At 69.0% G+C, this 24,840-nt stretch carries 18 protein-coding genes; 11 read left to right on the forward strand and 7 right to left on the reverse strand.

The genetic code is table 11. The annotated features are described in order from the left end of the window. Nucleotides 1-49 precede the first annotated feature (49 nt). Together EHW97_RS00385 and EHW97_RS15210 are read left to right on the forward strand one after the other, a co-directional pair. Complete coding sequence (locus tag EHW97_RS00385; protein WP_166367334.1) at nucleotides 50-550, forward strand: nuclear transport factor 2 family protein; 501 nt, start codon at nucleotides 50-52, stop codon at nucleotides 548-550. After that, a complete protein-coding gene (locus EHW97_RS15210; protein ID WP_166367335.1) occupies nucleotides 547-1,302 on the forward strand; it encodes a hypothetical protein in 756 nt (251 codons plus the stop codon). Before EHW97_RS00385 ends, EHW97_RS15210 begins: the two co-directional genes overlap by 4 nt. A gap of 40 nt (nucleotides 1,303-1,342) precedes the next feature. On the opposite strand, the gene EHW97_RS00395 is transcribed toward EHW97_RS15210, so the two are convergent. The 5 genes from EHW97_RS00395 to EHW97_RS00415 are packed head-to-tail and all read right to left on the reverse strand — an operon-like array spanning nucleotide 1,343 to nucleotide 7,025. Beyond that, nucleotides 1,343-2,332 (reverse strand): ABC transporter substrate-binding protein, encoded by a 990-nt coding sequence (locus tag EHW97_RS00395; protein ID WP_124235201.1) that lies wholly within the window; start codon nucleotides 2,330-2,332, stop codon nucleotides 1,343-1,345. Further along, nucleotides 2,329-3,174 carry an ABC transporter ATP-binding protein gene (locus EHW97_RS00400; RefSeq protein WP_124235202.1) on the reverse strand — a complete coding sequence of 282 codons (846 nt, stop codon included), beginning with the start codon at nucleotides 3,172-3,174 and terminating at the stop codon, nucleotides 2,329-2,331. The genes EHW97_RS00395 and EHW97_RS00400 overlap by 4 nt, the downstream gene beginning before the upstream one ends. Then, nucleotides 3,171-4,229, reverse strand: a complete 1,059-nt coding sequence (locus EHW97_RS00405) for a FecCD family ABC transporter permease (RefSeq protein ID WP_208001806.1) — start codon at nucleotides 4,227-4,229, stop codon at nucleotides 3,171-3,173. The genes EHW97_RS00400 and EHW97_RS00405 overlap by 4 nt, the downstream gene beginning before the upstream one ends. After that, on the reverse strand, nucleotides 4,226-5,254 hold the full coding sequence (locus EHW97_RS00410) for a FecCD family ABC transporter permease (protein ID WP_124235203.1): 1,029 nt from the start codon (nucleotides 5,252-5,254) through the stop codon (nucleotides 4,226-4,228). Before EHW97_RS00410 ends, EHW97_RS00405 begins: the two co-directional genes overlap by 4 nt. Next, on the reverse strand, nucleotides 5,247-7,025 hold the full coding sequence (locus tag EHW97_RS00415) for a siderophore-interacting protein (RefSeq protein ID WP_124235204.1): 1,779 nt from the start codon (nucleotides 7,023-7,025) through the stop codon (nucleotides 5,247-5,249). Before EHW97_RS00415 ends, EHW97_RS00410 begins: the two co-directional genes overlap by 8 nt. A 293-nt stretch (nucleotides 7,026-7,318) precedes the next feature. On the opposite strand from EHW97_RS00415, the gene rpoB reads away from it, so the two are divergent. The 3 genes from rpoB to EHW97_RS00430 all read left to right on the forward strand — a co-directional run bounded on the left by rpoB (nucleotide 7,319) and on the right by EHW97_RS00430 (nucleotide 15,707). Beyond that, entirely contained in the window at nucleotides 7,319-10,795 is a 3,477-nt protein-coding gene (gene rpoB / locus EHW97_RS00420) for a DNA-directed RNA polymerase subunit beta (protein WP_124235205.1), read from the forward strand. Between the two features lie 56 nt (nucleotides 10,796-10,851). Beyond that, nucleotides 10,852-14,673, forward strand: a complete 3,822-nt coding sequence (locus tag EHW97_RS00425; protein WP_124235206.1) for a DNA-directed RNA polymerase subunit beta' — start codon at nucleotides 10,852-10,854, stop codon at nucleotides 14,671-14,673. Between the two features lie 206 nt (nucleotides 14,674-14,879). Beyond that, the gene (locus EHW97_RS00430) at nucleotides 14,880-15,707 is read left to right on the forward strand and encodes a hypothetical protein (RefSeq protein ID WP_124235207.1); all 828 of its coding nucleotides are present in this window, start codon (nucleotides 14,880-14,882) and stop codon (nucleotides 15,705-15,707) included. A 64-nt stretch (nucleotides 15,708-15,771) separates the two neighbouring features. On the opposite strand, the gene EHW97_RS00435 is transcribed toward EHW97_RS00430, so the two are convergent. Further along, entirely contained in the window at nucleotides 15,772-16,926 is a 1,155-nt protein-coding gene (locus tag EHW97_RS00435; protein ID WP_124235208.1) for an acyltransferase family protein, read from the reverse strand. A 19-nt stretch (nucleotides 16,927-16,945) separates the two neighbouring features. Between EHW97_RS00435 and EHW97_RS00440 the strand changes: the two genes are divergently transcribed. Next, nucleotides 16,946-17,431: an NUDIX hydrolase gene (locus EHW97_RS00440; RefSeq protein ID WP_124235209.1), complete on the forward strand. Its 486-nt coding sequence runs from the start codon at nucleotides 16,946-16,948 to the stop codon at nucleotides 17,429-17,431. A gap of 115 nt (nucleotides 17,432-17,546) precedes the next feature. On the opposite strand, the gene EHW97_RS00445 is transcribed toward EHW97_RS00440, so the two are convergent. Beyond that, nucleotides 17,547-18,704, reverse strand: a complete 1,158-nt coding sequence (locus tag EHW97_RS00445) for a hypothetical protein (protein WP_124235210.1) — start codon at nucleotides 18,702-18,704, stop codon at nucleotides 17,547-17,549. Nucleotides 18,705-18,819: 115 nt separating this feature from the next. Here EHW97_RS00445 and EHW97_RS00450 point away from each other — a divergent pair, with 115 nt between their 5' ends. The 5 genes from EHW97_RS00450 to rpsG all read left to right on the forward strand — a co-directional run bounded on the left by EHW97_RS00450 (nucleotide 18,820) and on the right by rpsG (nucleotide 24,790). Continuing rightward, on the forward strand, nucleotides 18,820-20,109 hold the full coding sequence (locus EHW97_RS00450; RefSeq protein ID WP_124235211.1) for a hydroxyacid-oxoacid transhydrogenase: 1,290 nt from the start codon (nucleotides 18,820-18,822) through the stop codon (nucleotides 20,107-20,109). Continuing rightward, the gene (locus EHW97_RS00455) at nucleotides 20,103-22,934 is read left to right on the forward strand and encodes an FAD-binding and (Fe-S)-binding domain-containing protein (RefSeq protein WP_124235212.1); all 2,832 of its coding nucleotides are present in this window, start codon (nucleotides 20,103-20,105) and stop codon (nucleotides 22,932-22,934) included. The genes EHW97_RS00450 and EHW97_RS00455 overlap by 7 nt, the downstream gene beginning before the upstream one ends. A gap of 78 nt (nucleotides 22,935-23,012) precedes the next feature. Beyond that, nucleotides 23,013-23,741, forward strand: a complete 729-nt coding sequence (locus EHW97_RS00460) for a maleylpyruvate isomerase family mycothiol-dependent enzyme (protein ID WP_124235213.1) — start codon at nucleotides 23,013-23,015, stop codon at nucleotides 23,739-23,741. Nucleotides 23,742-23,945: 204 nt separating this feature from the next. Beyond that, nucleotides 23,946-24,320, forward strand: coding sequence for a 30S ribosomal protein S12 (rpsL, locus tag EHW97_RS00465; RefSeq protein WP_124235415.1), 375 nt, complete (start codon nucleotides 23,946-23,948; stop codon nucleotides 24,318-24,320). Beyond that, nucleotides 24,320-24,790, forward strand: a complete 471-nt coding sequence (gene rpsG / locus EHW97_RS00470; RefSeq protein WP_124235214.1) for a 30S ribosomal protein S7 — start codon at nucleotides 24,320-24,322, stop codon at nucleotides 24,788-24,790. The genes rpsL and rpsG overlap by 1 nt, the downstream gene beginning before the upstream one ends. Nucleotides 24,791-24,840: the final 50 nt, after the last annotated feature.

Raw genomic sequence — 24,840 nt, forward strand, 5'->3', positions numbered from 1 at the left:
TCGACGGCGGTGGACTCTCTGGGCGACCGCGGCGGGCGTGGTCCTGGTCGTGATCGGCATCTGTCTCGTCGCCTTCGGCGATCGGATCGCCGGTGCGAGCGAGCCTGCCGAGGCTCAGCAGGTCGTCGCGGTGAGCAACGACTTCGCGGTCGCGTACAACACCTACGACGTCGCCGACGTCGAGGACTACAAGAGTCGGCTCGAGGGCCTGCTGACCGACGAGTATCGCGAGCAGGCGTTCAGCGTCATCGACGCGATCTTCGGCGCCCTGGAGGAGAAGCAGCAGACCAGCGGTGACGCCGAGGTCCTGTCGACGGCCGTCGCGATCCTGGATGAGGATTCCGCGCAGACGCTCGTGGCCGTCGACGCGACGATCCGCAACAGCGACACCGAGGACGCGGGGGTGCAGCGCCACTTCCGGTGGAAGCTCAATCTGGTCAAGGAGGGTGACGACTGGAAGGTCGAGAACTTCGAGAGCGTCGCCTCGGTGGAGGCCAGCGCCGTGCCGCAGGGCGAGGGCGGCGACGCGGGCGAGGGAGGCCAGCAGTGAGTCAGGGAGACCAGCGCAAGCCGCGTCGGCGCAGGATCGCGGGGGAGAGCGCGCCGCGGGTCACCGAGAGCGTCGGCGACCAGCGTCCGACTCCACCGCGTCCGCGGCCCGTAGCCCGGCCGCGCCCGGTGCGCAAGCCGGCGCAGGAACCGCCGTCCTCTCGGCCGGCCGGGCGTCCCCCCGGAGCACCGAGGGCGACACCCGCCGAGAAGAAGCCCCCGGTCCCCGAAGAGGCGGGTCCTCGCCGCCCGCGCCGACTCCCGTCCTGGCGTGTGGTGGTGGCGGTCCTCGCGCTCGTCGCCGGCGTCGCGCTCAGCGGTTGGGGGCTGTGGGAGTTGCGCGGCGGGGGAGAGCAGGGGCTCGAGGCCGCGAACCGCCAGGCGTCTCGCGCCGCCGGCGAAGCGGCGGAGACCATCTTCACCTTCAGCCACGACTCGCTCGACGAGCACGAGGAGAACTCCAAGGCGCTCATGACGCCGGATTTCCAGTCCGAGTTCGACAAAGTGGCACCGGGGCTGCGCGACATCGCCCCGCAACGCGAGTTCGAGGTCCGGGCTCAGGTGCAGGACGCCGGCGCGGTCCCGTGTGGGGACGACTGCTCGCTGGACCGCGTGCAGGTGCTCGTGTTCGTCGACCAGGTCCGGCTCATCGCCGGTGCGGAGGAGGAGCCCGCCGTGCTCGGCAACCGCGTGGTCATGACCATGGAGCGGTCGCAGGGCACCTGGCTCGTCGACGACATCCGCGCCCTCTGATCGGGAGGGTGGCGCGGAGACCGCGCCACCCTCGTCCGGATCACTCCTCGGCGAGCGCCTGCAGCGCCTCCTCGACGCGGTCCAGGGTGTAGTGCGCGTCGGTGTAGCCCGCGACGGTGTTCTTGCCGGCGAACCACGCGTGCCCCGCCTGGACGGCCGGAAGGTCCTGGTAGAGCGCGGTCTCCTGGAGCGCGGTCATGAACGCGTTCGGCTCCGCACGCAGGTTGGAGTCCAGGAACAACAGATCGGCATCACCGACGGCCGACGTGAGCTTCTCGTTCGACACGGTCGCCTCCGGCTCAGGCTGTCCCTCGACGATCGCATTCTCCTGCTCCGACCAGGTGAAGCCCAGTGGCATGAGGAGCGTGCCCATCATGTTGCTCTCGCCCCACGCGTAGAAGTTGTTCTCCTCGTACGCGCCGAGGACCGCGACGGTCTTGCCCTCGATCACGTCGGCGTACTCCTCGGCGATGGACTGCTGGCGCTCCTCGAACTCGGCCTCGAGCTCGTCGACGCGATCGCTCGTATTGGTGGCGTCGGCCACCTCCTCGGTGCGCTGACCCCAGTTGGCACGGTCACCGCCGCGCAGGGTGAACGTGTACACCGGCGCCACGGCCGCGAGCTGGTCGGTGACCTCCTCCTCGAGCACGTTGGGGACGAGGATGAGGTCGGGCTCGAGCGCCGCGATCTCCTCGAGCTTCGGCTCGACGTTCTCGGCCACGACCGGGATGTCCTCGACCGTATCGGCGAGGTCCTCCGGAATGATGCCGGGCTCGAAGACTCCCTGACCGACGAGCTGGTCCGCGAGGCCGAGATCCAGGATCGGCTGGGTGGCCGCGTAGTGGAGGGTGACGATGCGCTGCGGATCGGCGGGAACGGTGACCTCGGCGCCCGTGGCGTCGACGACGTCGCGCGTCTCGCCGGAGCTCCCTCCGTCCTCGGACGCGTCGTCCGAGGATGAGCCGCAGCCGCTCAGCGCGAGCGCGAGGGCGGCGGCGCCGGTCAGCAAGGTGGTGCGGACGGTTCTCATGGTGCTTCCTCTCGGGTGGGGGCGACGGACGCGGGGATGCGGGTCCGGTGCCGGGTGATGATGTGGGGGCCGCCGTTGACGGGGTCGTCGATGACCACGGCCTCGACGCCGAAGACCTCGGCGAGCAGCTCGGGCGTGAGCACGTCGACGGGCGGGCCGTGCGCCACGATGCGGCCGTGCGACATCACGATGATGTCGTCGGCGTACCGGGCCGCGTGATTGATGTCGTGCAGCACCGCGACCGTCGTACGGCCTTCGTCGGAGTTGAGCTGTGCGAAGAGATCGAGCAGCGAGATCTGGTGGGCGACGTCGAGGAACGTGGTCGGTTCGTCCAGCAGGAGGATCGAACTCTCCTGTGCGAGGACCATGGCGACCCACGCCCGTTGCCGTTGGCCACCGGAGAGCTCGTCGACCGGACGATCGGCCAGCTCCGTCATCTCCGTCTGCGCGAGGGCGCGATGAACGGCTGCCTCGTCCTGCGCGCTCCAGCGCGACAGGATGCTCTGATGCGGGTAACGGCCGCGGCGCGCGAGGTCGAACACCGTGATGCCCGGTGGCGCGATGGCCGTCTGCGGCAGCAGGCCGAGGCGGCCCGCGACGTCCTGGGCTCGCGAGCGGTGGATGTCCTTGCCGTCGAGGTACACCGTGCCGGAGCGCGTGCGCAGCAACCGCGAGAGCGATCGCAGCAGCGTCGACTTGCCGCAGCCGTTGGGACCGATGATGACGGTGAACCGGCCGTCGGCGATGTCGACCGACAGGTCCTCGCCGATGATCCGGTCCTGGTAGGCCATGGTGATGCGGTCGGCCCGCAGCGACGAGGGCTCGGGAACGGACTGGCTCATAGAACCCCCTTGCGGTTCTCACGGACGATGAGCGTGATCAGGTACAGGCCGCCGACCGCGACGGTGACCACGCCGACGGGCAGCATGCGGCCCGGGAGCGCGTGCTGCGCGACGAAGTCGGAGAGCGCGAGCAGGAACGCCCCGGTGCAAGCCGCCGGGACGAGCGCGACGCCGGCCATGCCCGCCAGCCGCCGCCCGATGTGCGGGGCGGCGAGTGCCACGAAGGCGATCGGTCCCGCCGCGGCCGTGACGATCGCGATGAGCAGGACGCCGGCGAGTACGGCCACCGTGCGCGTCCGCAGCGGATCGGCGCCGAGCGCCCCGGACAGGTCCTCGCCCAGGTCGAGCAGGGTGAGGCGGCGGCTCAGCAGCACGATCACCGCGACGACGGCCGCGATGCCGAGCGCCATCGCGATACCCGAGTGCGTGAAGCTCGTGCCGTTGAGCGTGCCCACGCTCCACAGCGCCGCGACCTGCGCGACGTCGAGGTCGGCGGTGAGCACGAGCCATGACTCGACGCTGACGAGCATCGCCGACAGGCCGATGCCGACGATCACGAGCCGGAAGCCGCCCGTCCCGCCTCCGCGGGACAGCAGCATGATGAGGGCAGCGACGAGCAGCCCGCCGATCAGCGTCCCGGCGGCCACGACCGCGAAGGACGAGCCGATGAGCGTGACGGCCGCGACGCCGCCCGCGGACGCACCGGCCGAGAATCCGATGATGTCCGGGCTTCCGAGCGGATTGCGGGTCACGCACTGGAACAGGGCGCCGGCGACACCGAGGACGGCGCCGAACGTCACCGCGGCGACGGCGCGAGGCAGGCGCCATCGGACGACGAACAGCTCCACGTCGGCGGGAGCGTCGCCGACCAGCGCCGCGAGCACCTCGCCGGGGCTGTAGCCGACCTTCCCGGTCATCAGTGCGAGGAGGGTCGTCGCGGCCGTCGCGGCGAGCAGCAGGACGCACGCGACGAGCGCGCGCGTGGACATACGACCCGAGACCGCCGGGGTGCGCAGGGTGACGGCGCCGTGGTCACGGCTCAGCAGCGGACTCATTGCGTGTTCGTCCTCCGCCCGGAGACGAGCCAGATCAGCACGGGTGCGCCGACGAAGGCCGTGACGATGCCCACCGGCGTCTCGCGCAGCGGGATGATGACGCGCGCGATCGTGTCGGCGAGGACCAGGACGAGTGGCGCCACGAGCATCGACAGCGGCACGATGCGCGTGTGGTCGTTGCCCGCGAGCAACCGGCAGATATGGGGCACCATCAGGCCGAGGAAGCTGATGGGCCCGGCGATCGCGGTGGCTGCGCCGACCAGCAGTGTCACGGCGATGATCGTGAGCGTGCGCGTCCGCCGGGTGTTCACGCCGAGCGACGCCGCGACGTCGTCGCCGAGCGCGACGGCGTTCAGCGGTCGCAGCAACAGCAGCGCCAGCACCGCGCCGGTCAGGACCAGGAGCGCGATACCGGTCAGCTCGTCGAGCTGTCGCCCGGCCACGGAGCCGGCCGCCCAGGAACGGTGCCGCTCGAACGTCGACGGGTCGTACAGCCGCATGGCCGTGGCGATGCCGCTCAGGACCGCGCCGAGGGCGACGCCCGCCAGGGTCATGCGGATCGGGGTGGCGGGTCCGCGTCCCGTCGACGCCAGCAGCAGTACGGCGACGGTTGCGAACGCCGCGCCGATCAGCGCGGGGACGGCGAGCGTCGTGACCGAGAGCGACACTCCGGTGGCGATCGCGATCGTCACGCCCAGCACGGCGCCCGCGTTGACGCCCAGGATGCCCGGGTCCGCGAGCGGATTGCGCGTGTACGCCTGCATGAGGGCGCCGGCCGTGCCCAGCGCGATGCCCACGACGATGGCGATCGCGGTGCGGGGGAGACGGTAGTGCAGTAGCAGGGCGGTGGCCTCACGGTCGCACTCGCCGCTGAGTCCCGCGAGGATGCGGGAGGGCGCGACCGTCTCCGTACCCACCATGAGGCTGAGGGCGATCGCGATGACCAGCCCCGCGGTGAGGCCGGCGAGCGCGAGGACCAGTCGTGATCCGGTCGCGTGGGCTGTCGCTCCGACCGGATCATGCATGCGCGACGATGACCGATCCGAAGCGACCGAAGCCCCAGCCGAGCATGGCGCTCTCCACGGTCCGCGCTCCGGCGGTGCGCAGGAGGCGTTCGACGTCGGCGCTCGTGCGCTGCGGAGCGCCGGTGAGGGCGAGAGAGGTGAGTGCGTGCTCGGCGGCATGCTCGTCGACCGCCGCGGCATCGGCCAGGGATTCGGCGACGACGAGTGCGGGGCCGGAACTGAGCGCGGTGCGCAACAGTGCCGTGGCTCCCTCGTCGTCACGCCCCTCCAGAGCACCCACGAGGATCGCGCAGTCGTGCGCGGGCCAGGAGGCCGCCGTGTCGGCGGGGAGATGCACGTGGCGGCCCGCGGCGACGCCGGTGGCGACGTAGGCCGCCGCGTCGCCCAGCACCGCGAGCGTCGAGGCGCGGGCCACCACCGGAAGCTGCGTCAGCGGCTCCAGTACGTACTGCAGGGAGTCGGCGGCCAGATCGTGGTAGGCCGCGTCGAAGGCCGGATCCGTCGCACGGCGTGCGCGCCAGCCGTCCCGGCCCGCGCGCGGTGAGGGGATGCCCGAACGCAGCACGTCGACGAGATCGACGAGCGCGAGCGCTGCGGCATTGGCCGGATTGTCGAGGGAGAGCTCCTCGATCGCGGTGTCCTCCATGAGGACGCCGCCGCGCGCGGTGTTGCGCCACACGTCGCCCTCGCGGTCGAGGAGGCCGAGAGCCTGCATGGCGTCCAGGAGCGGCGACAGGAGTCCGGCCGCCACGCCCGTCCGTTCGGCGAGCTCGGTGAGCGTCGTGTGACCGGCCGCGACGAGCGGTCCGATACCGAGCGTCACGGCCGCCCGGGTCACGATTGGCGGCCCGAGCTCGGTCATCTCGTGGACGTCGTGGGTGAGGTCGAGCGCCGTCTCGTCGCCCTCCTCCGGCGGTGCGAGACGGTCCGCGGAGTCGCGCGGTTCCTGCACCACCCGTTCGGAGGTCAGGCGCCAGTAGCCGACGACCTCGACGTCGTCCTTCGGCAGTCCGAGTTCGCCTCGCAGGTACCGGCGGATCGGTGCGATCGTCATGGCCTCGCCGCCGACCCAGGCGTACACGCGGCCCTCCGGCATCGTGAGGTCGCGCACCGCCTCGAACAGCAGCGTGCTGCGTCCGGCAGGGACGTCGTCGCGCACGAGCCAGTCGATCTCGGCATCGGCCTTGGTCGTGAACTCCTGGCGATCGTCGGCCGTCGGCACCTCGACGATCACGCGGGCGCGCATGCCGGCCGACGCCTCGTCCAGCCAGCGGCCGATGGCGGGCAGGGCGGTCTCGTCGCCCACGAGCAGATGCCAGTCCGCGTCGGTGTTGACGAACGCACACGACTTCGGTCCGGCGAAATGGATCTCGTCACCCGGCTGGGCGCGATACGCCCAGGACGACGCCAGCCCGTGGTCGTGGCGGACGACGTCGACGTCGAACCGGCCGCTCGCCGAGTCCCACGCCCGCACCGTGTAGTCGCGCGTGAACGCGAGCACCTCGGGGTTCCAGGCGAAGCGCTGCTCCTCCTGAGTGCCGATCCGCGGCAGCTCGCCCTCGGCGGGCGGCACGACGAGTTTGACGTGGTCGTCGAAGCCGTCGGAGCGGAACGCCGGACGGGGGTAGCCGTCGCCCATGACGCCCGCCGCCAGGTCCGGCCCGCTCAGCGTGAGGCGGCGCATATGGGGTGTGACGTCGACGACGCGTTCGACGGTGGCCCTCCGCAGGACGATGGGATGGGCCTGCATCGGACGGGAAGTGCGGGGCATGGCGAGACTCCAGGCTTGATGGTGAGGGTTACCTTACCTAAGCTCCGCGGGCGGTCACGGCGGGGGCGGGGTCGCCCTCAAGCTGCGGGAGTCACGAGGAAAAAGACCGATAGTTGCCGAAATCTCATCGATTGTCAAGACGTGGCTTGTCATGGGCGTGGCGTTCGGGTTAGACTGATTCTTCGCGCGCCCTTTGTCATGCCCTCCGGTGGATCCCTTCGGCACGGCTCTGTGCGCCAACCATACCGAACTGAATGAGTCATTCGCCTGCGAGTCTTTCGGAAGGACTTCTCTTGGCCGCCTCGCGTAACGCCCGCACCACCCAGCACGTCTCGGCTCCCCGCCGCATCTCCTTCGCCAAAATCTCCGAGCCACTCGAGGTTCCGGAACTGCTCGCTCTCCAGACCGACAGCTTCGATTGGCTGATCGGCAGTGACCGCTGGAAGGAGAGCGTCGAGGCCGCGCTCGCCGCCGGCCGCGATGACGTCTCCACCAAGTCGGGTCTGGAGGAGATCTTCGAGGAGATCTCCCCGATCGAGGACTTCTCCGAGACGATGAGCCTCTCGTTCCGCGATCACCGGTTCGAGCCGCCGAAGTACTCGGTCGAGGACTGCAAGGATCGCGACGTCACGTACGCCGCGCCGCTGTTCGTCACCGCCGAGTTCATGAACAACGACACCGGCGAGATCAAGAGCCAGACGGTCTTCATGGGCGAGTTCCCGCTGATGACCGACAAGGGCACCTTCATCATCAACGGCACCGAGCGTGTCGTCGTCAGCCAGCTCGTGCGCTCGCCGGGCGTGTACTTCGAGCGCACCGCCGACAAGACGTCCGACAAGGACATCTTCACGGCCAAGGTCATCCCGAGCCGCGGCGCGTGGCTCGAGTTCGAGATCGACAAGCGCGACACCGTCGGTGTGCGTCTGGACCGCAAGCGCAAGCAGAGCGTCACGGTCCTGCTCAAGGCCCTCGGCATGAGCGAGGCGCAGATCCTCGAGGAGTTCGGCGAGTACGAGTCGATCCGCCTCACGCTGGAGAAGGACAACGTCTCCGGCCAGGACGACGCCCTGCTCGACATCTACCGCAAGCTGCGTCCGGGCGAGCCGCCGAGCAAGGAGGCCGCGCAGACGCTGTTGGAGAACTACTACTTCAACCCCAAGCGGTACGACACCGCCAAGGTCGGTCGCCACAAGATCAACAAGAAGATCGGCACCGCCGAGGCGTTCGATCAGCAGACGCTGACGATCGACGACATCGTCGCGACGATCAAGTACCTCGTGGCGCTGCACGACGGCCGCACCGAGATCGAGGCTCCCGCCGGCACCACGATCGTCGAGGCCGACGACATCGACCACTTCGGCAACCGCCGTATCCGCACCGTGGGCGAGCTGATCCAGAACCAGCTCCGCACGGGTCTGGCCCGTATGGAGCGCGTCGTGCGTGAGCGCATGACGACCCAGGACGTCGAGGCGATCACGCCGCAGACGCTCATCAACATCCGGCCGGTCGTCGCGGCGCTGAAGGAGTTCTTCGGCACCAGCCAGCTGTCGCAGTTCATGGACCAGAACAACCCGCTCGCGGGCCTGACGCACAAGCGGCGTCTGAACGCCCTCGGCCCCGGTGGTCTGTCCCGTGAGCGCGCCGGTTACGAGGTCCGCGACGTCCACCCGTCGCACTACGGCCGCATGTGCCCCATCGAGACGCCCGAAGGCCCGAACATCGGTCTGATCGGTTCGCTCGCCTCGTTCGGCCGCATCAACGCGTTCGGCTTCATCGAGTCGCCGTACCGCAAGGTCGAGAACGGTGTCGTCACCGACCAGATCGACTACCTGGTCGCCACCGACGAGGACCGCTACATCATCGCCCAGGCGAACTCGCCGCTCACCGATGACGGCGCCTTCGCCGAGGACATGGTGCTCGTGCGCCAGCGCGGCGGCGAGGCCGAGCTGCGGCCCGCGACCGAGGTCGACTACATGGACGTCTCGCCGCGCCAGATGGTGTCGGTCGCGACGGCGCTGATCCCGTTCCTCGAGCACGACGACGCCAACCGCGCGCTCATGGGCGCGAACATGCAGCGTCAGGCCGTGCCGTTGATCCGCAACGACGCCCCGCTCGTCGGCACCGGCATGGAGTTCCGTGCCGCGGTCGACGCCGGTGACGTCACCGTCGCCAAGAAGGCCGGTGTGGTCAAGGAGGTCTCGGCCGACGCGGTCGAGATCATGGAGGACGAGGGCACGTACACCACGTACCGCCTCGCCAAGTTCCGTCGCTCCAACCAGGGCACCTGCACGAACCAGCGTCCGCTGGTCCGCGAGGGGCAGCGCGTCGAGGTCGGCACCCCGCTGGCCGACGGCCCCTGCACCGACGAGGGCGAGATGGCGCTCGGCACCAACCTGCTGGTCGCCTTCATGCCGTGGCAGGGCCACAACTACGAGGACGCCATCATCCTCAGCCAGCGTGTGGTCCAGGACGACCTGCTGACCTCGATCCACATCGAGGAGCACGAGGTCGACGCGCGCGACACCAAGCTGGGCCCCGAGGAGATCACCCGCGACATCCCGAACGTCAGCGAGGAGATGATCGCCAACCTCGACGAGCGCGGCATCATCCGCATCGGCGCCGAGGTCGGCAACGGTGACATCCTCGTCGGCAAGGTCACGCCGAAGGGTGAGACCGAGCTGACCCCCGAGGAGCGCCTCCTGCGCGCGATCTTCGGTGAGAAGGCCCGTGAGGTCCGCGACACCTCGCTCAAGGTGCCGCACGGCGAGTCCGGCACGGTCATCGGCGTCCGCGTCTTCGACGCGGCTGAAGGCGACGAGCTCAGCCCCGGCGTCAACCAGCTCGTGCGGGTCTACGTGGCGCAGAAGCGCAAGATCAGCCACGGTGACAAGCTGGCCGGCCGTCACGGCAACAAGGGCGTCATCGCCAAGATCCTGCCCGTCGAGGACATGCCGTTCCTCGAGGACGGCACGCCGGTCGACATCGTGCTCAACCCGCTGGGCGTGCCCGGCCGCATGAACGTCGGTCAGGTGCTGGAGACCCACTTGGGCTGGCTGGCCAAGGCCGGCTGGAAGGTCGCCGACGACGTCAAGGACGAGTGGGCCGAGCGTCTGCGCAAGATCGACGCCGCCGAGGCGCCGGCCAACAGCCGCGTCGCGACGCCGGTCTTCGACGGCGCCCGTGAGGACGAGCTGCAGGGTCTGCTCAACTCGACGCTGCCGAACCGCGACGGTGAGCGCATGGTCGGTCCCGACGGCAAGGCTCGGCTGTTCGACGGCCGCAGCGGCGAGCCGTTCCCGGACCCGATCAGCGTCGGCTACATGTACATGCTCAAGCTGCACCACCTGGTCGACGACAAGATCCACGCGCGTTCGACCGGCCCGTACTCGATGATCACCCAGCAGCCGCTCGGCGGTAAGGCCCAGTTCGGTGGCCAGCGCTTCGGTGAGATGGAGGTCTGGGCACTCGAGGCTTACGGTGCGGCCTACGCGCTGCAGGAGCTGCTGACCATCAAGTCCGACGACATCCTCGGACGGGTCAAGGTCTACGAGGCCATCGTCAAGGGCGAGAACGTGCCGGAGCCGGGTATCCCGGAGTCCTTCAAGGTGCTCGTCAAGGAGATGCAGTCGCTGTGTCTCAACGTCGAGGTGCTCTCCGCCGACGGCACTGCCGTGGAGATGCGCGACGCGGAGGAGGACGTCTTCCGTGCTGCCGAGGAGCTCGGCATCGACCTCTCCCGCCGTGAGCCCTCGTCCGTGGAGGAGGTCTGAGCCACGGCTCGGACCCCTCTTCGCACCACAGAATTTCGAAAGGGAAAGAAGACAACGTGCTCGACGTGAACTTCTTCGATCAGCTCAAGATCGGTCTCGCGACCGCCGACGACATCCGCAACTGGTCGTTCGGTGAGGTCAAGAAGCCGGAGACGATCAACTACCGCACGCTCAAGCCCGAGCGTGACGGCCTCTTCTGCGAGAAGATCTTCGGTCCCACCCGGGACTGGGAGTGCTACTGCGGCAAGTACAAGCGCGTGCGCTTCAAGGGCATCATCTGCGAGCGTTGTGGCGTCGAGGTCACCCGCTCGAAGGTCCGCCGTGAGCGCATGGGCCACATCGAGCTGGCCGCCCCGGTCACGCACATCTGGTACTTCAAGGGTGTGCCGAGCCGTCTGGGCTACCTGCTCGACCTCGCGCCGAAGGACCTCGAGAAGGTCATCTACTTCGCGGCCTACATGATCACGCGGGTCGACGAGGAGGCGCGTCACCGCGATCTGTCCTCGCTCGAGGCCAAGATCGACATGGAGCGCCAGCAGCTCGAGAACAAGCGCGACAACGAAGTCAACGAGCGCATGGCCAAGCTCGAGGAGGACCTCAAGCAGCTCGAGGACGAGGGCGCCAAGGCCGACGCCAAGCGCAAGGTCAAGGACGCCGCGGAGCGTGAGGCCAAGCAGCGTCGCGACCGCATCCAGCGTGAGATCGATCGTCTCGAGGCGGTCTGGGACCGCTTCAAGAACCTCAAGGTCCAGGACCTCGAGGGCGACGAGATGCTCTACCGCGAGATGCAGTACCGGTTCGGCCAGTACTTCGAGGGCTACATGGGCGCGCAGGCGATCCAGAAGCGCCTGCAGGACTTCGACCTCGAGGCCGAGGCCGAGAAGCTGCGCGAGATCATCGCCACCGGCAAGGGTCAGCGCAAGACCCGTGCGCTCAAGCGTCTCAAGGTCGTGTCGGCCTTCATGGGCAGCAACAACCGCCCCGAGGGCATGGTCCTCGACGCCGTCCCGGTGATCCCGCCGGAGCTGCGTCCCATGGTCCAGCTCGACGGTGGCCGCTTCGCCACGTCGGACCTCAACGACCTGTACCGCCGCGTCATCAACCGCAACAACCGCCTCAAGCGACTGCTCGATCTCGGTGCCCCCGAGATCATCGTCAACAACGAGAAGCGGATGCTGCAGGAGGCCGTCGACTCGCTGTTCGACAACGGCCGTCGTGGCCGTCCGGTGACCGGCCCGGGCAACCGCCCGCTCAAGTCGATCTCCGACATGCTCAAGGGCAAGCAGGGCCGGTTCCGTCAGAACCTGCTCGGTAAGCGCGTCGACTACTCGGGCCGTTCGGTCATCGTCGTCGGCCCGCAGCTCAAGCTGCACCAGTGCGGTCTGCCCAAGCAGATGGCCCTGGAGCTGTTCAAGCCCTTCGTGATGAAGCGTCTGGTCGACCTGAACCACGCGCAGAACATCAAGAGCGCCAAGCGCATGGTCGAGCGTGCTCGCCCGGTCGTGTGGGACGTGCTCGAAGAGGTCATCACCGAGCACCCGGTGCTGCTGAACCGTGCACCCACGCTGCACCGTCTGGGCATCCAGGCGTTCGAGCCGCAGCTGATCGAGGGCAAGGCCATCCAGATCCACCCGCTCGTCTGCTCGGCCTTCAACGCCGACTTCGACGGTGACCAGATGGCCGTGCACCTGCCGCTGAGCGCCGAGGCGCAGGCCGAGGCCCGCATCCTCATGCTCAGCACGAACAACATCCTCAAGCCGTCGGACGGCCGACCGGTCACCATGCCCACCCAGGACATGATCATCGGTCTGTACTTCCTGACGCTCGAGCGCGACGGGCACCCCGGTGAGGGGCGTTCGTTCAGCTCGCCGGCCGAGGCGCAGATGGCGTTCGACCGTGGGGAGATCACGCTGCAGAGCAAGATCCGGATCCGCATCGGCGACGAGAGCCGCGAGACGACGCTGGGCCGCACGATCTTCAACGACGCGCTGCCCGAGGACTACCCGTACGTCAACTACCAGGTCGGCAAGAAGGAGCTCGGCACGATCGTCAACGATCTGGCTGAGCGCTACAGCAAGGTCGACGTGGCGGTGGCGCTGGACAACCTCAAGGACACCGGTTTCCACTGGGCCACCCGTTCGGGCGTGACGATCTCGATGGCCGACGTCGTCAGCCCGCCGGAGAAGCCCGAGATCCTCGCCAAGTACGAGGACCAGGCAGCCAAGGTCCAGCAGCAGTTCGACCGCGGTCTCATCACCGAGGACGAGCGTCGTCAGGAGCTCATCGAGATCTGGACGCAGGCCACCGGTGAGGTCGCGGACAAGATGACCGCGACCTTCGACCAGGACAACCCCATCTACATGATGGTGAACTCCGGTGCTCGCGGCAACATGATGCAGCTGCGTCAGATCGCCGCGATGCGTGGCCTGGTGGCCAACCCGAAGGGCGAGATCATCCCGCGTCCGATCAAGGCCAACTACCGCGAGGGCCTGAGCGTGGTCGAGTACTTCATCGCCACGCACGGTGCTCGTAAGGGTCTGGCGGACACCGCTCTGCGTACGGCCGACTCGGGTTACCTGACCCGTCGTCTGGTCGACGTCAGCCAGGACGTCATCATCCGCGAGGAGGACTGCGGCACCGAGCGCGGTCTGCCCAAGGTCATCGCGACCCGCCTCGAGGACGGCACCCTGGTCAAGGCCGAGAACGTCGAGACCTCGGCGTACGCCCGCAACGCGGCCACGGACATCACCCACCCGGAGACGGGCGAGGTGCTGGTCCCGGCCGGCGGCGACCTCGGCGACGTCGAGATCGGCCACCTGGTGGACGCCGGCATCGAGCAGATCAAGGTCCGTACGGTCCTGACCTGCGAGGCCCAGACCGGTACCTGCGCCAAGTGCTACGGCCGCTCGCTGGCGACCGGCAAGCTCGTCGACATCGGCGAGGCCGTCGGCACCATCGCGGCCCAGTCGATCGGTGAGCCCGGTACCCAGCTGACCATGCGAACCTTCCACACCGGTGGTGTGGCCGGTGACGACATCACCCACGGTCTGCCGCGCGTCGTCGAGCTGTTCGAGGCGCGTCAGCCCAAGGGCCGTGCGCCGATCACCGAGGCCGCCGGTCGCGTGCAGATCGACGACACCGACAAGACCCGCAAGATCGTCATCACCCCCGATGACGGTTCGGAGCCGATCGAGTACCCGGTCACCAAGCGTGCCCGCCTGCTCGTTCGCGACGGCGACTCCGTCGAGGTCGGTCAGCAGCTCACGCACGGTACGCCCGATCCGCAGGAGGTGCTGCGTATCCTCGGTGTCCGTCGTGCGCAGGAGCACTTGGTCGACGAGGTGCAGGAGGTCTACCGCTCGCAGGGCGTGGCCATCCACGACAAGCACATCGAGATCATCGTGCGCCAGATGCTGCGTCGCGTCACGGTCATCGAGCAGGGCGACTCGCACCTGATCCCCGGTGACCTCGCCGACCGCGCGCTCTTCGAAGAGGAGAACCGTCGCGTGGTGGCCGAGGGCGGTACGCCGGCCTCGGGTCGTCCGGTGCTCATGGGCATCACCAAGGCGTCGCTCGCCGTGGAGTCGTGGCTGTCGGCCGCGTCCTTCCAGGAGACGACCCGCGTGCTCACCGAGGCTGCTATCCAGGGCAAGTCGGACTCCCTGCGCGGCCTCAAGGAGAACATCATCATCGGTAAGCTCATCCCGGCCGGTACGGGTCTGGACCGGTACCGCAACATCCGGGTCGAGCCGACCGAGGAGGCGCGCCAGAACGCGTACGCCGTGGCTGGGTACGACAGCTTCGACTACCAGTTCGGGCCGTCGGACTCCGCTCCGGTCGCGTTGGACGACTTCGACTTCACGTCGTTCGACAACTGACGCTCCACGACGACGCCCCCGCCGGTTCTCCGGCGGGGGCGTCGTCGTATCCGGCATGTGCCGGCGAGGCGGCGAGATGGATGTTCATCCGAAACCGGAACATGCGTCCTTCGCCACTGGTAGCGTCACGTCCGTATTCCTCGGCCTGATTGCACGGCAGAGATCGTCGGGCCGCCGCGTCTCACGAGCATCGTCGAAAGGTAGACATGACCGTCCTGACCCAGCACACGAAGAAGCGCGCCATGGCCGCACTGGGGGCCACCGCGATGACCGCCGCCCTGGTCGCCGCGAGTGTGACACCGGCGTCGGCAGCCGATTACCAGCTCGGTCCGGAGGACATCATCGGGTTCGAGGACCCCAACGAGGGCACCCCCGGCTACAACTACGACCAGTGGCACATCGGCAACACCGAGGACCCGGCGGCCGAGGTCAGCGACAGCCTGCAGTTCAACGAATGCTCGGTGACCACCCTCGCCGCGGTGGAGCGAGACGTCACCCAGGTGCTGAAGGGCTTCGCGATCGACCAGCGGCCCACGGCCGGCCCTGAGGGCAATGCCGACGAGCTCCGCGCGCTGATCGAGTCGATCTCGATCGACGTCGAGCAGGGCGACGTGACGCTGCAGCTCCCGTTCTTCGTCTACCCCGACGGCGACCCCGAGGGTGAACCGGGATTCACGACGGTACGTAACGCCCAGCCGTTCGGGCCGGGCCAGCACACCTTCCAGGGCGTCGAACTCACGGCGTCGAACGGTGGAACGGTCGAGTCGATGGACGTGCTGTTGGAGGAACTCGAGACCAGCCTCGAGGAACTCGGCGGGATGTATCAGATCCTCGGTGTCGGGTTCACCGGCTCCGAAGGCGCTGTGATCAACTCGATCAGCTTCGCCGGCGACACCTATTACTTCGGCACGGGCGATTGCATCCCGGCTCCGCCGGTCCAGCCGCAGCCGCAGCCGCAGCCCCCCGCCCAAGGTGAAGGTCCGCAGACGCCGACGGCTCCGCGACCGCCGGTCGCGGTCCACACCGGCCGGTAGGCCGACGACGTCGCAGCTGAGGGCGGCCCCATCCTGGGGCCGCCCTCAGCGTCGTCTGGCACGATCAGCGGATCACGCGCGTGAACGCGACCGACCCGGGATCGTCGCCGCGAGTGGCAGGGGCTCGTCGACGCAGGTCCTGCTTCCAGACGGGAACGTCGCTGGGCGGATGGTGGACGTCCTGCGAGGGATCGCGGAACATCCAGGTGAGCTTCGGCTCGAAGACCGGCCGGAAGACGGTGGCGACCGGTTTCGTCATCAGCAGGACCGCGACGATCGCGCCGACGACGATGCACCCCAGGACCGCGGTCGCGCCATACGGCTCGATCGTCGCCCAGAGGCCGAACTGGCGGTCCAGGTAGATGATGATGAAGCCGTGCAGCAGGTAGGCGTACAGGGTGCGTGAACCGAGCACCGTGGTGACCGACCGTGCCCGGGGCACCAGCGAGAGTGCCGCGAGGGTCAGCAGCAGGCCGATGGCGAGAAGCAGCCCGCGCACGGCCACGCCCTCGAACCACGAGACGTCGAGGTCCTCGTAACGACCGCGGTACAGCAACCACTGCGTCGGGAACCGATGATCGGCGAACAGCAGCGAGGCCGCGAGCGAGCCGGCGAGGAGCAAGGCGCCGGCGATCCGGTAGGGCAGCTGCGTCAGTCGCAGGAACATCTCGCGATTGAAGTGCAGACCGATGACGTAGAACGGCAGGAAGCCGAGCACCTTGGGCAGCGCCAGGACGTTGGGTATCTCGATGAGGCCCGACGCGAGCGAGATGAGGATCGACGTCGTGATGGGGTACTTGAGCGCCCGCCAGATGGGGGTGGTGAGCCGCCACACGAAGAGCGCGGCGAGGAACCAGCCCACCCATTGCGGTGACAGGATCATCAGATGCTCGGGTTCGCCGTCGTAGTGCCGGGTCATGAGCTGCAGCGACGTCTCGACGATCAGATACGGCACGATCAGCGTGGCGACGATACGGCGGACCTGACGAAAGTCACCCACGTAGTGGCGCGCGGTGTAGCCCGAGATGAGGATGAAGAACGGCATGTGGAACAGGTAGATCCACGTGTAGACGCCGCGTGCGGAGTTCATCACGACCAACTCGGTCAACGAATGGCCGATGACGACGAGCAGCATGACCCAGAAACGCGCGTTGTCCAGGTAGGCGACGCGTTCCTTCGGCTGAGTCGTCTCGTGGGGGAGCGGAGCGAGCGGAGTCATTGTGATTGACTCTACCGAGATGACGGAGTTCGGCAGCACTGCGCAGGAGCCCACGGTCCCCGGTCCGCGACGCACCCAGCGATTGGGCGCGTACGCGGTGGTGCTCCGCGACGGGTCCGTCCTGCTCACCAAGATCTCGCCGAGCGGTTACCCCGTGGGGTTCTGGGCGCTTCCCGGCGGGGGCGTCGACCACGGGGAGTCCCCGCACGACGCCGTCCGGCGCGAACTCTACGAGGAGACCGGCCTCACTGCGGCCTCGGTCCGGCTCGTCGACATCCACTCACTCCGGGTCATCGACCACGGCCGGGACGACGCCTACGAGGACTATCACGGCGTTCATGTGCTCTACGCCGTCACGGTCGAACCCGAAGTCGAACCGCGTGTCGTCGAGGTGGACGGCACCACCGACGAGGTGGCGTGGGTGCCGCTGACGGACGTGGCCACGCTCTCCACGCTCCCGGTCGTCGACTACGTCCTGGAGCGCCTCGCCGACTACACCCCCTGAGCCCGGTCCCGACCGAGGAGCCCCGGTGAGGTGGTCGAGGAGCGGCGAGGAACGAGCAGCGTGGAGCGTGCCAGTGAGGGCGTAGCCGCCACGGAGCGCGACCTCCTCGACCGCGTTAGGCGGGCGGGAGGGAGAAGAGGAACGTGTAGCTGCCGCGCGCGGTGACGACGTGGACGGCGCGGGCCGTGGTGCCGTCGGGAGCCTGCGCGGAGTAGACCGCGTTGACCTCGTTGAGATACGCCACGACATCGCGGACGGGCTCCTCGACCCCGGTCTTCGCGGCGACGTAGTCACGGGCGATCTGCGCGCCCTCGGTGGAACGCTGCGTGTACACGAGGACGAACGCCGGATCGTGACCGGTCAGCAGGACGCGGCCGTCCTCCGGCGGAGTCCAGTCGCCGAGGAACGGGCCCTCGCCCGGGGCGTCGAGGTCCATCTTCGGCCAGATCAGCCCGGACTTCTCCGGGGTGTCGACCGGATCGATCTCGTCGAGTTGCTCGGGCTCGCGGTTCTCCTGGCCCTCGCGCGGATCGCCGACGTAGGTCACGGTGAGCACCATGACCGGCTTCTCCTGTGCGTAGGCGTTGGCGGTCCGGGTCGCGAGCTCACCCGGATCGATGTCGAGCTGGACGCGGACCTCGCGGTCTCCGGGGGTGGTGCCGGTGACGTCGAGGGCGCAGTGCGTGACGCGGTCATTCTCCGAGTCGCAGTACGTGCTGAGGTCGTCGGTGACGATCTCCTCCTCCGGCAGCAGCGCGGCGATCTGCGCGAGCATCGTGCGGGTGACCTCGGAGGGCTCGTCGTCGATGCGCATGACCGATGTGACCGTGTCGGGAAGCGGCGGCTCCTCCAGCGGGGCGAACGTGTCTCGCTCGGGACGGATGTCGGTAGGAGTCGGGGTCGGCGTGGGGGACGGGGTGGCCTCTTCGGTCGGTTCGCCCTCGTTCTCGGCCGCCTCGGCCTCCTGCTCAGCGGCCTCCTCGGCCGCCTGTTCGGCGAGCAGCGCCTCGAGCTCGGGACGGTAGGTGTCGAGCAGTTCCTGGCTGCGCACCTGGACGAGCGGACCGAGCTGGACCGCGCCGCGCGGCACGGTCAGGCCGAAGACGATCGGGCTCTCGAGACCGGACTCGTGGCTGTCGACCGGAGCATCGTCCGCGGTGGCGACGGCGGTGGGCGTCGCAGACGGGGCGGGCGTCGTGCTGCCCGAGTCGCAGGCGGTGAGCGCCAAGAGGGCTGCACTCACGCCGGCCGTCACCATCAGTCTGCGCTTCATCTCCACCTCGTTCGTCCCGGTCCGTTCCGGACCAGCCTAAGGCCACGCACCAACCGTCCCGTCCGGCGTGGCGCGTATCCTTCTGACCACAGTCACGCGCGGCGAAGGAGATGACGTGGCGGCCTTCCACCCGGACCAACCCGAGACCGTCTTCACCTACGGAGCTCCCCGGCTCAAGTTCGGAGCGGGAGCGCGGCACGAGATCGCGACCGACCTGGGCGACTGGGACGTCGAACGGGTCCTCGTGGTCACCGACCCCGGTGTGGCCGAGACCGGCGCCCCGGCCGCCCTCGCCGAGGAGATCCGCGCGAGCGGTCGCGAGGTCGTCGTCTTCGACCGTACGCGCGTCGAGCCCACCGATGCGAGCCTCGTCGAGGCGGTGGAGTTCGCTCGTGCGGCGGCACCGTTCGACGCGGTCATCGCGTTCGGCGGCGGAAGCAGTATCGACACCGCCAAGGCGGTCAACCTCCTGTTGACCAACGAGGGCGAGCTCATGGACTACGTCAACGCGCCCGTCGGTGGAGGACGTGCCCCGCAGCATCCGTTGCTGCCGCTCGTCGCGGTGCCCACCACCACCGGAACCGGCAGCGAGAGCACGACCATCTGCGTTCTCGACGTGGTGAGCCAGCACGTGAAGACCGGCATCTCGCACGCCCGACTGCGTCCGGTCTACGCGGTGGTCGATCCCGAGCTCACCGTCAGCCAGCCCGCGGGCGTCACGGCTGCGTCGGGCCTGGACATCCTGTGCCACGCCCTCGAGAGCTACACGGCCCGTCCCTACACGTCCTACGAGCACAAGCGCGCCGACGAGCGGGTGCCCTACTGCGGGGCCAATCCCATCGCGGACCTGTGGGCCGAGAAGGCGCTGAGCCTCATGGCCGGCGCGTTCCGTACCGCGGTGCGTCACGGCGACGACGTCGAGGCCCGCGAGCAGATGGCGATGGCCGCGACGTTCGCCGGACTCGGTTTCGGCAACGCGGGGGTGCACATCCCGCACGCCAACGCTTACCCGATCGCCGGCCAGGTGCCCGACGGGTTCCGCCCTGAGGGCTACGACGCCGACCACGCGATGGTTCCGCACGGCATGGCCGTCTCGCTCACCGCGCCGGCCGCCTTCGCGTTCACGTTCGACGCCGATCCGGACCGACACGTCCGCGCCGCACGGTTGCTCGATCCTGATGCGCGGACCGACCGCCCTGAGGATCTGCTTCCGTCCGTCCTGCGATCGATCATGCGTGACGTCGGCATCCCCAACGGTCTGTCGGCGATCGGTTTCGAGCCCGGCGATCGCGACGCGCTCGTCGAGGGCACGCTCAAGCAGCAGCGACTGCTCGCCACCGCGCCCAAGATCGTCACCGAGGACGACATCGCCGGCATCCTCGACGCTTCGGTGGAGCTGTGGTAGCCGAGGTCACGACTGCCGCGACGGACGTCGTCGAGGCCCTGCGCCGGCACGGAGTGCGAGATGTCGACGACTCGTCGTTGTCGCGCGCCCTCTACAGCACGGACGCCTCGCTCTACCGCGTCGTGCCCCGGGTCGTCGCACGCCCGCGTGACATCGACGAGGTCATGGCCATCGCGGCCGCCGCCGTGGAGACCGGGACCCCCATCACCGCGCGTGGCGCCGGAACGTCGATCGCGGGCAACGCCGTCGGTACCGGCATCGTGGTCGACTTCGCCCGGCACATGAACCGCGTGCTGGCCGTCGACGAGGCCACCCGCACCGCCGAGGTCCAGCCCGGTGTCGTCCACGCGGCGCTCCAGCGCGCCGCCGCCCCGCAGCGCCTGCGGTACGGGCCTGACCCGTCGACCCACACGCGCTGCACCGTGGGCGGCATGATCGGCAACAACGCCTGCGGCAACCGAGCGCTCGGTTACGGGCGCAGCGCGGACAACGTCGCCGCCCTCGACCTGCTCACGATCGGCGGCGAACGCATCCAGGTCGGCCGCGACGTGGCCGTCACGTCGCCCACGCTGGAGAAACTGCGTGGCGTCGTGGGGTCCGACCTCGCCACCGTCCGCACGGAGTTCGGCCGCTTCGGCCGTCAGGTCTCCGGCTACAGCCTCGAGCACCTGCTGCCCGAGCGGGGATTCGATGTCGGGTCGTTCATGGCCGGGACCGAGGGCACCCTCGCACTCCTGCTCGGCGCGACCGTCGACCTCGTGAAGGACCCGACGCACCGGCACCTGGTCGTGCTCGCCTACCCGTCGATGGCCGAGGCCGCGGACCACACCCCCGCGGTGCTGCCCTACTCGCCGACCGCCTGCGAGGGTCTCGGCGCGCGGATCGTCGAGGTCTACCGCGCCGCCAAGGGCGACGCCGCCGTTCCCGACCTGCCCGACGGCGGGGGCTACCTCTACGTCGAGCTGTCCGGCGACGACGCCGCCGAACTCGAGGACCGGGCCGCCAAGGTCGTCCGCGCCTCCGGCGCCCTCGCGCACCGGCACGTCACGTCGCCGCTCGAGCAGGGCGTCCTCTGGCGCATCCGCGAGGAGGGCGCAGGCCTCGCCGGTCGCGCTCTCGATCGACCGGCGTTGTCCGGCTGGGAGGACGCCGCGGTGCCGCCGGAGCGACTCGGCGCCTACCTGCGCGAGTTCGACACCCTCATGAACGAGTACGGCGTCCACGGCGTGCCGTTCGGCCACTTCGGTGACGGTTGTGTCCACGTGCGGATCGACTTCGAGCTCGACGCGCCCGACGGTCACCAGACGTTCCGCGACTTCCTGTTCGACGCGGCGCGCCTGGCCGCCTCGCACGGCGGTTCCTTCTCCGGCGAGCACGGCGACGGTCGCGCCCGCTCCGAGCTGCTTCCGTTGATGTACTCGCCGAAGGCGACCGACCTCTTCTCCCAGGTCAAGCACGTCTTCGACCCGGAGAACCTGCTCAACCCGGGCGTGCTCGTGGAGCCGCGTCCCGTGGAAGCGGACCTGCGCGGTCAGCACCGTGAGTGGGCGCCGGGCCTCCGCAGCAGTCGCCAGGGTTTGCGGCTCCTGCACGACGAAGGAAGCTTCGGCGCGGCCGTGCACCGCTGCACGGGCGTCGGCAAGTGCCTGGCGCCCAATCAGGCGACCGGCGGCGTCATGTGCCCCTCCTTCCAGGCCACCCGCCAGGAGAAGGACTCCACGCGCGGACGCGCTCGCGTGCTTCAGGAGATGGTCGACGGCCGGCTCGTCTCTGAGGGCTGGGCCAGTCCGGAGGTGCACGAGGCGCTCGACCTGTGCCTGTCGTGCAAGGGCTGCCTCAGCGACTGCCCGACGGGCGTCGACATGGCGACGTACAAGTCCGAGGTGCTCTACCAGACGTACCGCGGCAAACGCCGACCGCGCAGCCACTACATCCTCGGCCGTCTGCCGTTCTGGGCGCGACTGAACGCGCCGATCGCGGGCCTGGCGAACCTGGCCCTGCGCATCCCGGGCATCGTCCACGTCGCCCGGTGGGTGGCGGGTGTCGATCAGCGACGCAGCCTGCCGCGTTTCGCGACCCGCACCTTGAGCCGTCAGCTGCGCGACCATCGCCCGCGCGGCGACAAGCGGGTCCTGCTGTGGGCGGACTCCTTCACCGAGTACTTCGGCACCGCCTCGGGTCGCGCGGCGGTGGACGTCCTCGAAGCCGCCGGCTACGCCGTGGAGCTGTTGGAACGTCCGCAGTGCTGCGGTCTGACGTGGATCACCACGGGCCAGCTCGACACCGCACGCGAACTCGTCGAGCGCACTGTCGAGCAGCTCCATCCCTACGTGGCTGCTGGCGTACCGGTGGTCGGTCTGGAACCGTCCTGCCTCGCGGTGCTGCGTTCGGACGCGGTCGAACTCGTCGACGACCCGCGCGCGGCGGAGGTGGCCGGGGGAGTGCTCACCCTCGCCGAGCTCCTGCGCCGGGACGAGGAGTGGGAGGCGCCCGACCTGAGTGGGCGCCGCATCATCGTGCAGCCGCATTGCCACCACTCTTCGGTGCTCGGGTTCGAGCCGGACCTGGCGTTGCTGGAGTCCATGGGCGCGCAGATCCAGAGGCTTGGCGGGTGCTGCGGTCTGGCCGGCAACTTCGGCGTGGAGAAGGGGCATTACGAGGTGTCCGTCGGTGTGGCCGAGCAGCAGCTCCTGCCTGCCCTCCGTGACGCCCAGCCCGGCACGATCGTGCTCGCCGACGGCTTCAGCTGCCGCACGCAGATCGACGACCTCACCGACGTCGACAGTCTGCACCTGGCCGAGCTGCTGGCCCGGGAGTTGAGGTGAGCAGGGTGGTCACGTGCCGTGAGGGTGTCGAGGTGAGCTCGCTGGCCGAGCTGCTGGCGCGAGTGTCAGGGTGAGCGGATGGACGATCCGCTGATCGCCCTCGGTCGCGCCATGGCTCGGTTCACGGAGCTGACGATGGCGGCGGAGGGCGACGAACCGGTTCCGGCGTGCACTGACTGGACCGTCGTCGACCTCGTCGGCCACCTCGGCAACGTGCACCGCTGGGCCGCGGCCACTGTGCTGAGCGGACAGCGGATCGCGAGCGAGCCCGTCACCCGCCCGACCGAGCCGCTCGAGGAGTGGTACGCCGGGACCGCAACTGCTCTGCTGGCCGCGCTCCAGGCGGTCGACGGTGACGAACCGACACCGAACTTCGCGGGGATCGACGAGGTCGCCGCGTTCTGGCCCCGCCGGCAGTTGCACGAGACGACGATCCACGCGGTCGATCTCGCGCAGGCGCTCGGCCGCCCCGAGTACGGGTGGGGTGTCGCCGCCGACGTCGCCGCCGACGGTGTCAGCGAGGTGCTGCGGGTCTTCCTGCGGCGCATGGTCGCGCGGGGCCGACCGCCGGTCGTCCCCGGTCCCATCGATCTCGTCGCCACCGACATCGAGCGTGTCTGGACCGTCGTTCCGGGCGAGAACCCCACCGAGCCGCCGACCGTGGTGAGCCACGAGGTGGACCCGGCCGGCTCCGCTCGGGGCACCGTCGTGGAGCTGTACCTGGCCCTGTGGAACCGCCTGCCGGCCGGGCGGCTGCAGCTCACCGGGGCGGCGGTGCCGTTCTTCGACGGTCCTCGCGTGCCCTGAACGCTCTCGCGCTTGGGGCCGCTCGATAGGCTGGGAGACGGTGATGGGTACCTCGATTTTGACCCGTCTCACCGGCTCCGGTAGGCTTATGCGCTGTGCCTGGCATCTGTCAGGCTGGCGTGCGTGCCCATCGAATCGGCGACGACTTCGCACGGGCCGCGTCACCTTCAGGCAACAACATCGGTCAGCAGAAAGAAGCATGTAGTGCCCACGATCAACCAGTTGGTTCGCAAGGGCCGCCAGTCCAAGGTGGTCAAGACGAACACGCCCGCGCTCAAGGGTTCGCCGCAGCGCCGTGGCGTGTGCACGCGCGTGTACACCACGACGCCGAAGAAGCCGAACTCCGCGCTGCGGAAGGTTGCTCGTGTGAGGCTCTCGAGCGGCACCGAGGTCACCGCCTACATCCCCGGCGAGGGTCACAACCTCCAGGAGCACTCGATCGTGCTCGTGCGTGGTGGTCGTGTGAAGGACCTGCCGGGTGTGCGTTACAAGGTCATCCGCGGCTCGCTCGACACGCAGGGCGTGAAGGGTCGCAAGCAGGCTCGCAGCCGCTACGGCGCGAAGAAGGAGAAGAGCTGATGCCTCGCAAGGGTCCCGCTCCCAAGCGTGCCATCGAGACCGACCCGGTCTTCGGCAGCCAGCTGGTCACCCAGCTGATCAACAAGGTGCTCGTCGACGGCAAGAAGCAGGTCGCGCAGCGCATCGTCTACAACGCCCTCGAGGGCACCCGCGAGAAGACGGGCACCGACCCGGTCATCACGCTCAAGCGCGCGCTCGACAACGTCAAGCCGAGCCTCGAGGTCAAGAGCCGCCGTGTCGGTGGCGCCACCTACCAGGTCCCGGTCGACGTCCGTCCGGGCCGCCAGACCACCCTCGCGCTGCGCTGGATCGTCAAGTACGCCCAGGAGCGCCGCGAGAAGACCATGTCCGAGCGACTCATGAACGAGCTGCTCGACGCCAGCAACGGGCTGGGCGCGAGCGTCAAGAAGCGCGAGGACACCCACAAGATGGCCGAAGCCAACAAGGCGTTCGCCCATTACCGCTGGTGATTCGGTCCCTCTTCGAGGTGGGTCACCTTCCTCCACCGCCGAGCCTGGCA

The sequence above is a fragment of the Aeromicrobium camelliae genome, assembly GCF_003850045.1.
In the GTDB taxonomy this organism is placed as follows: Bacteria; Actinomycetota; Actinomycetes; order Propionibacteriales; family Nocardioidaceae; genus Aeromicrobium; species Aeromicrobium camelliae.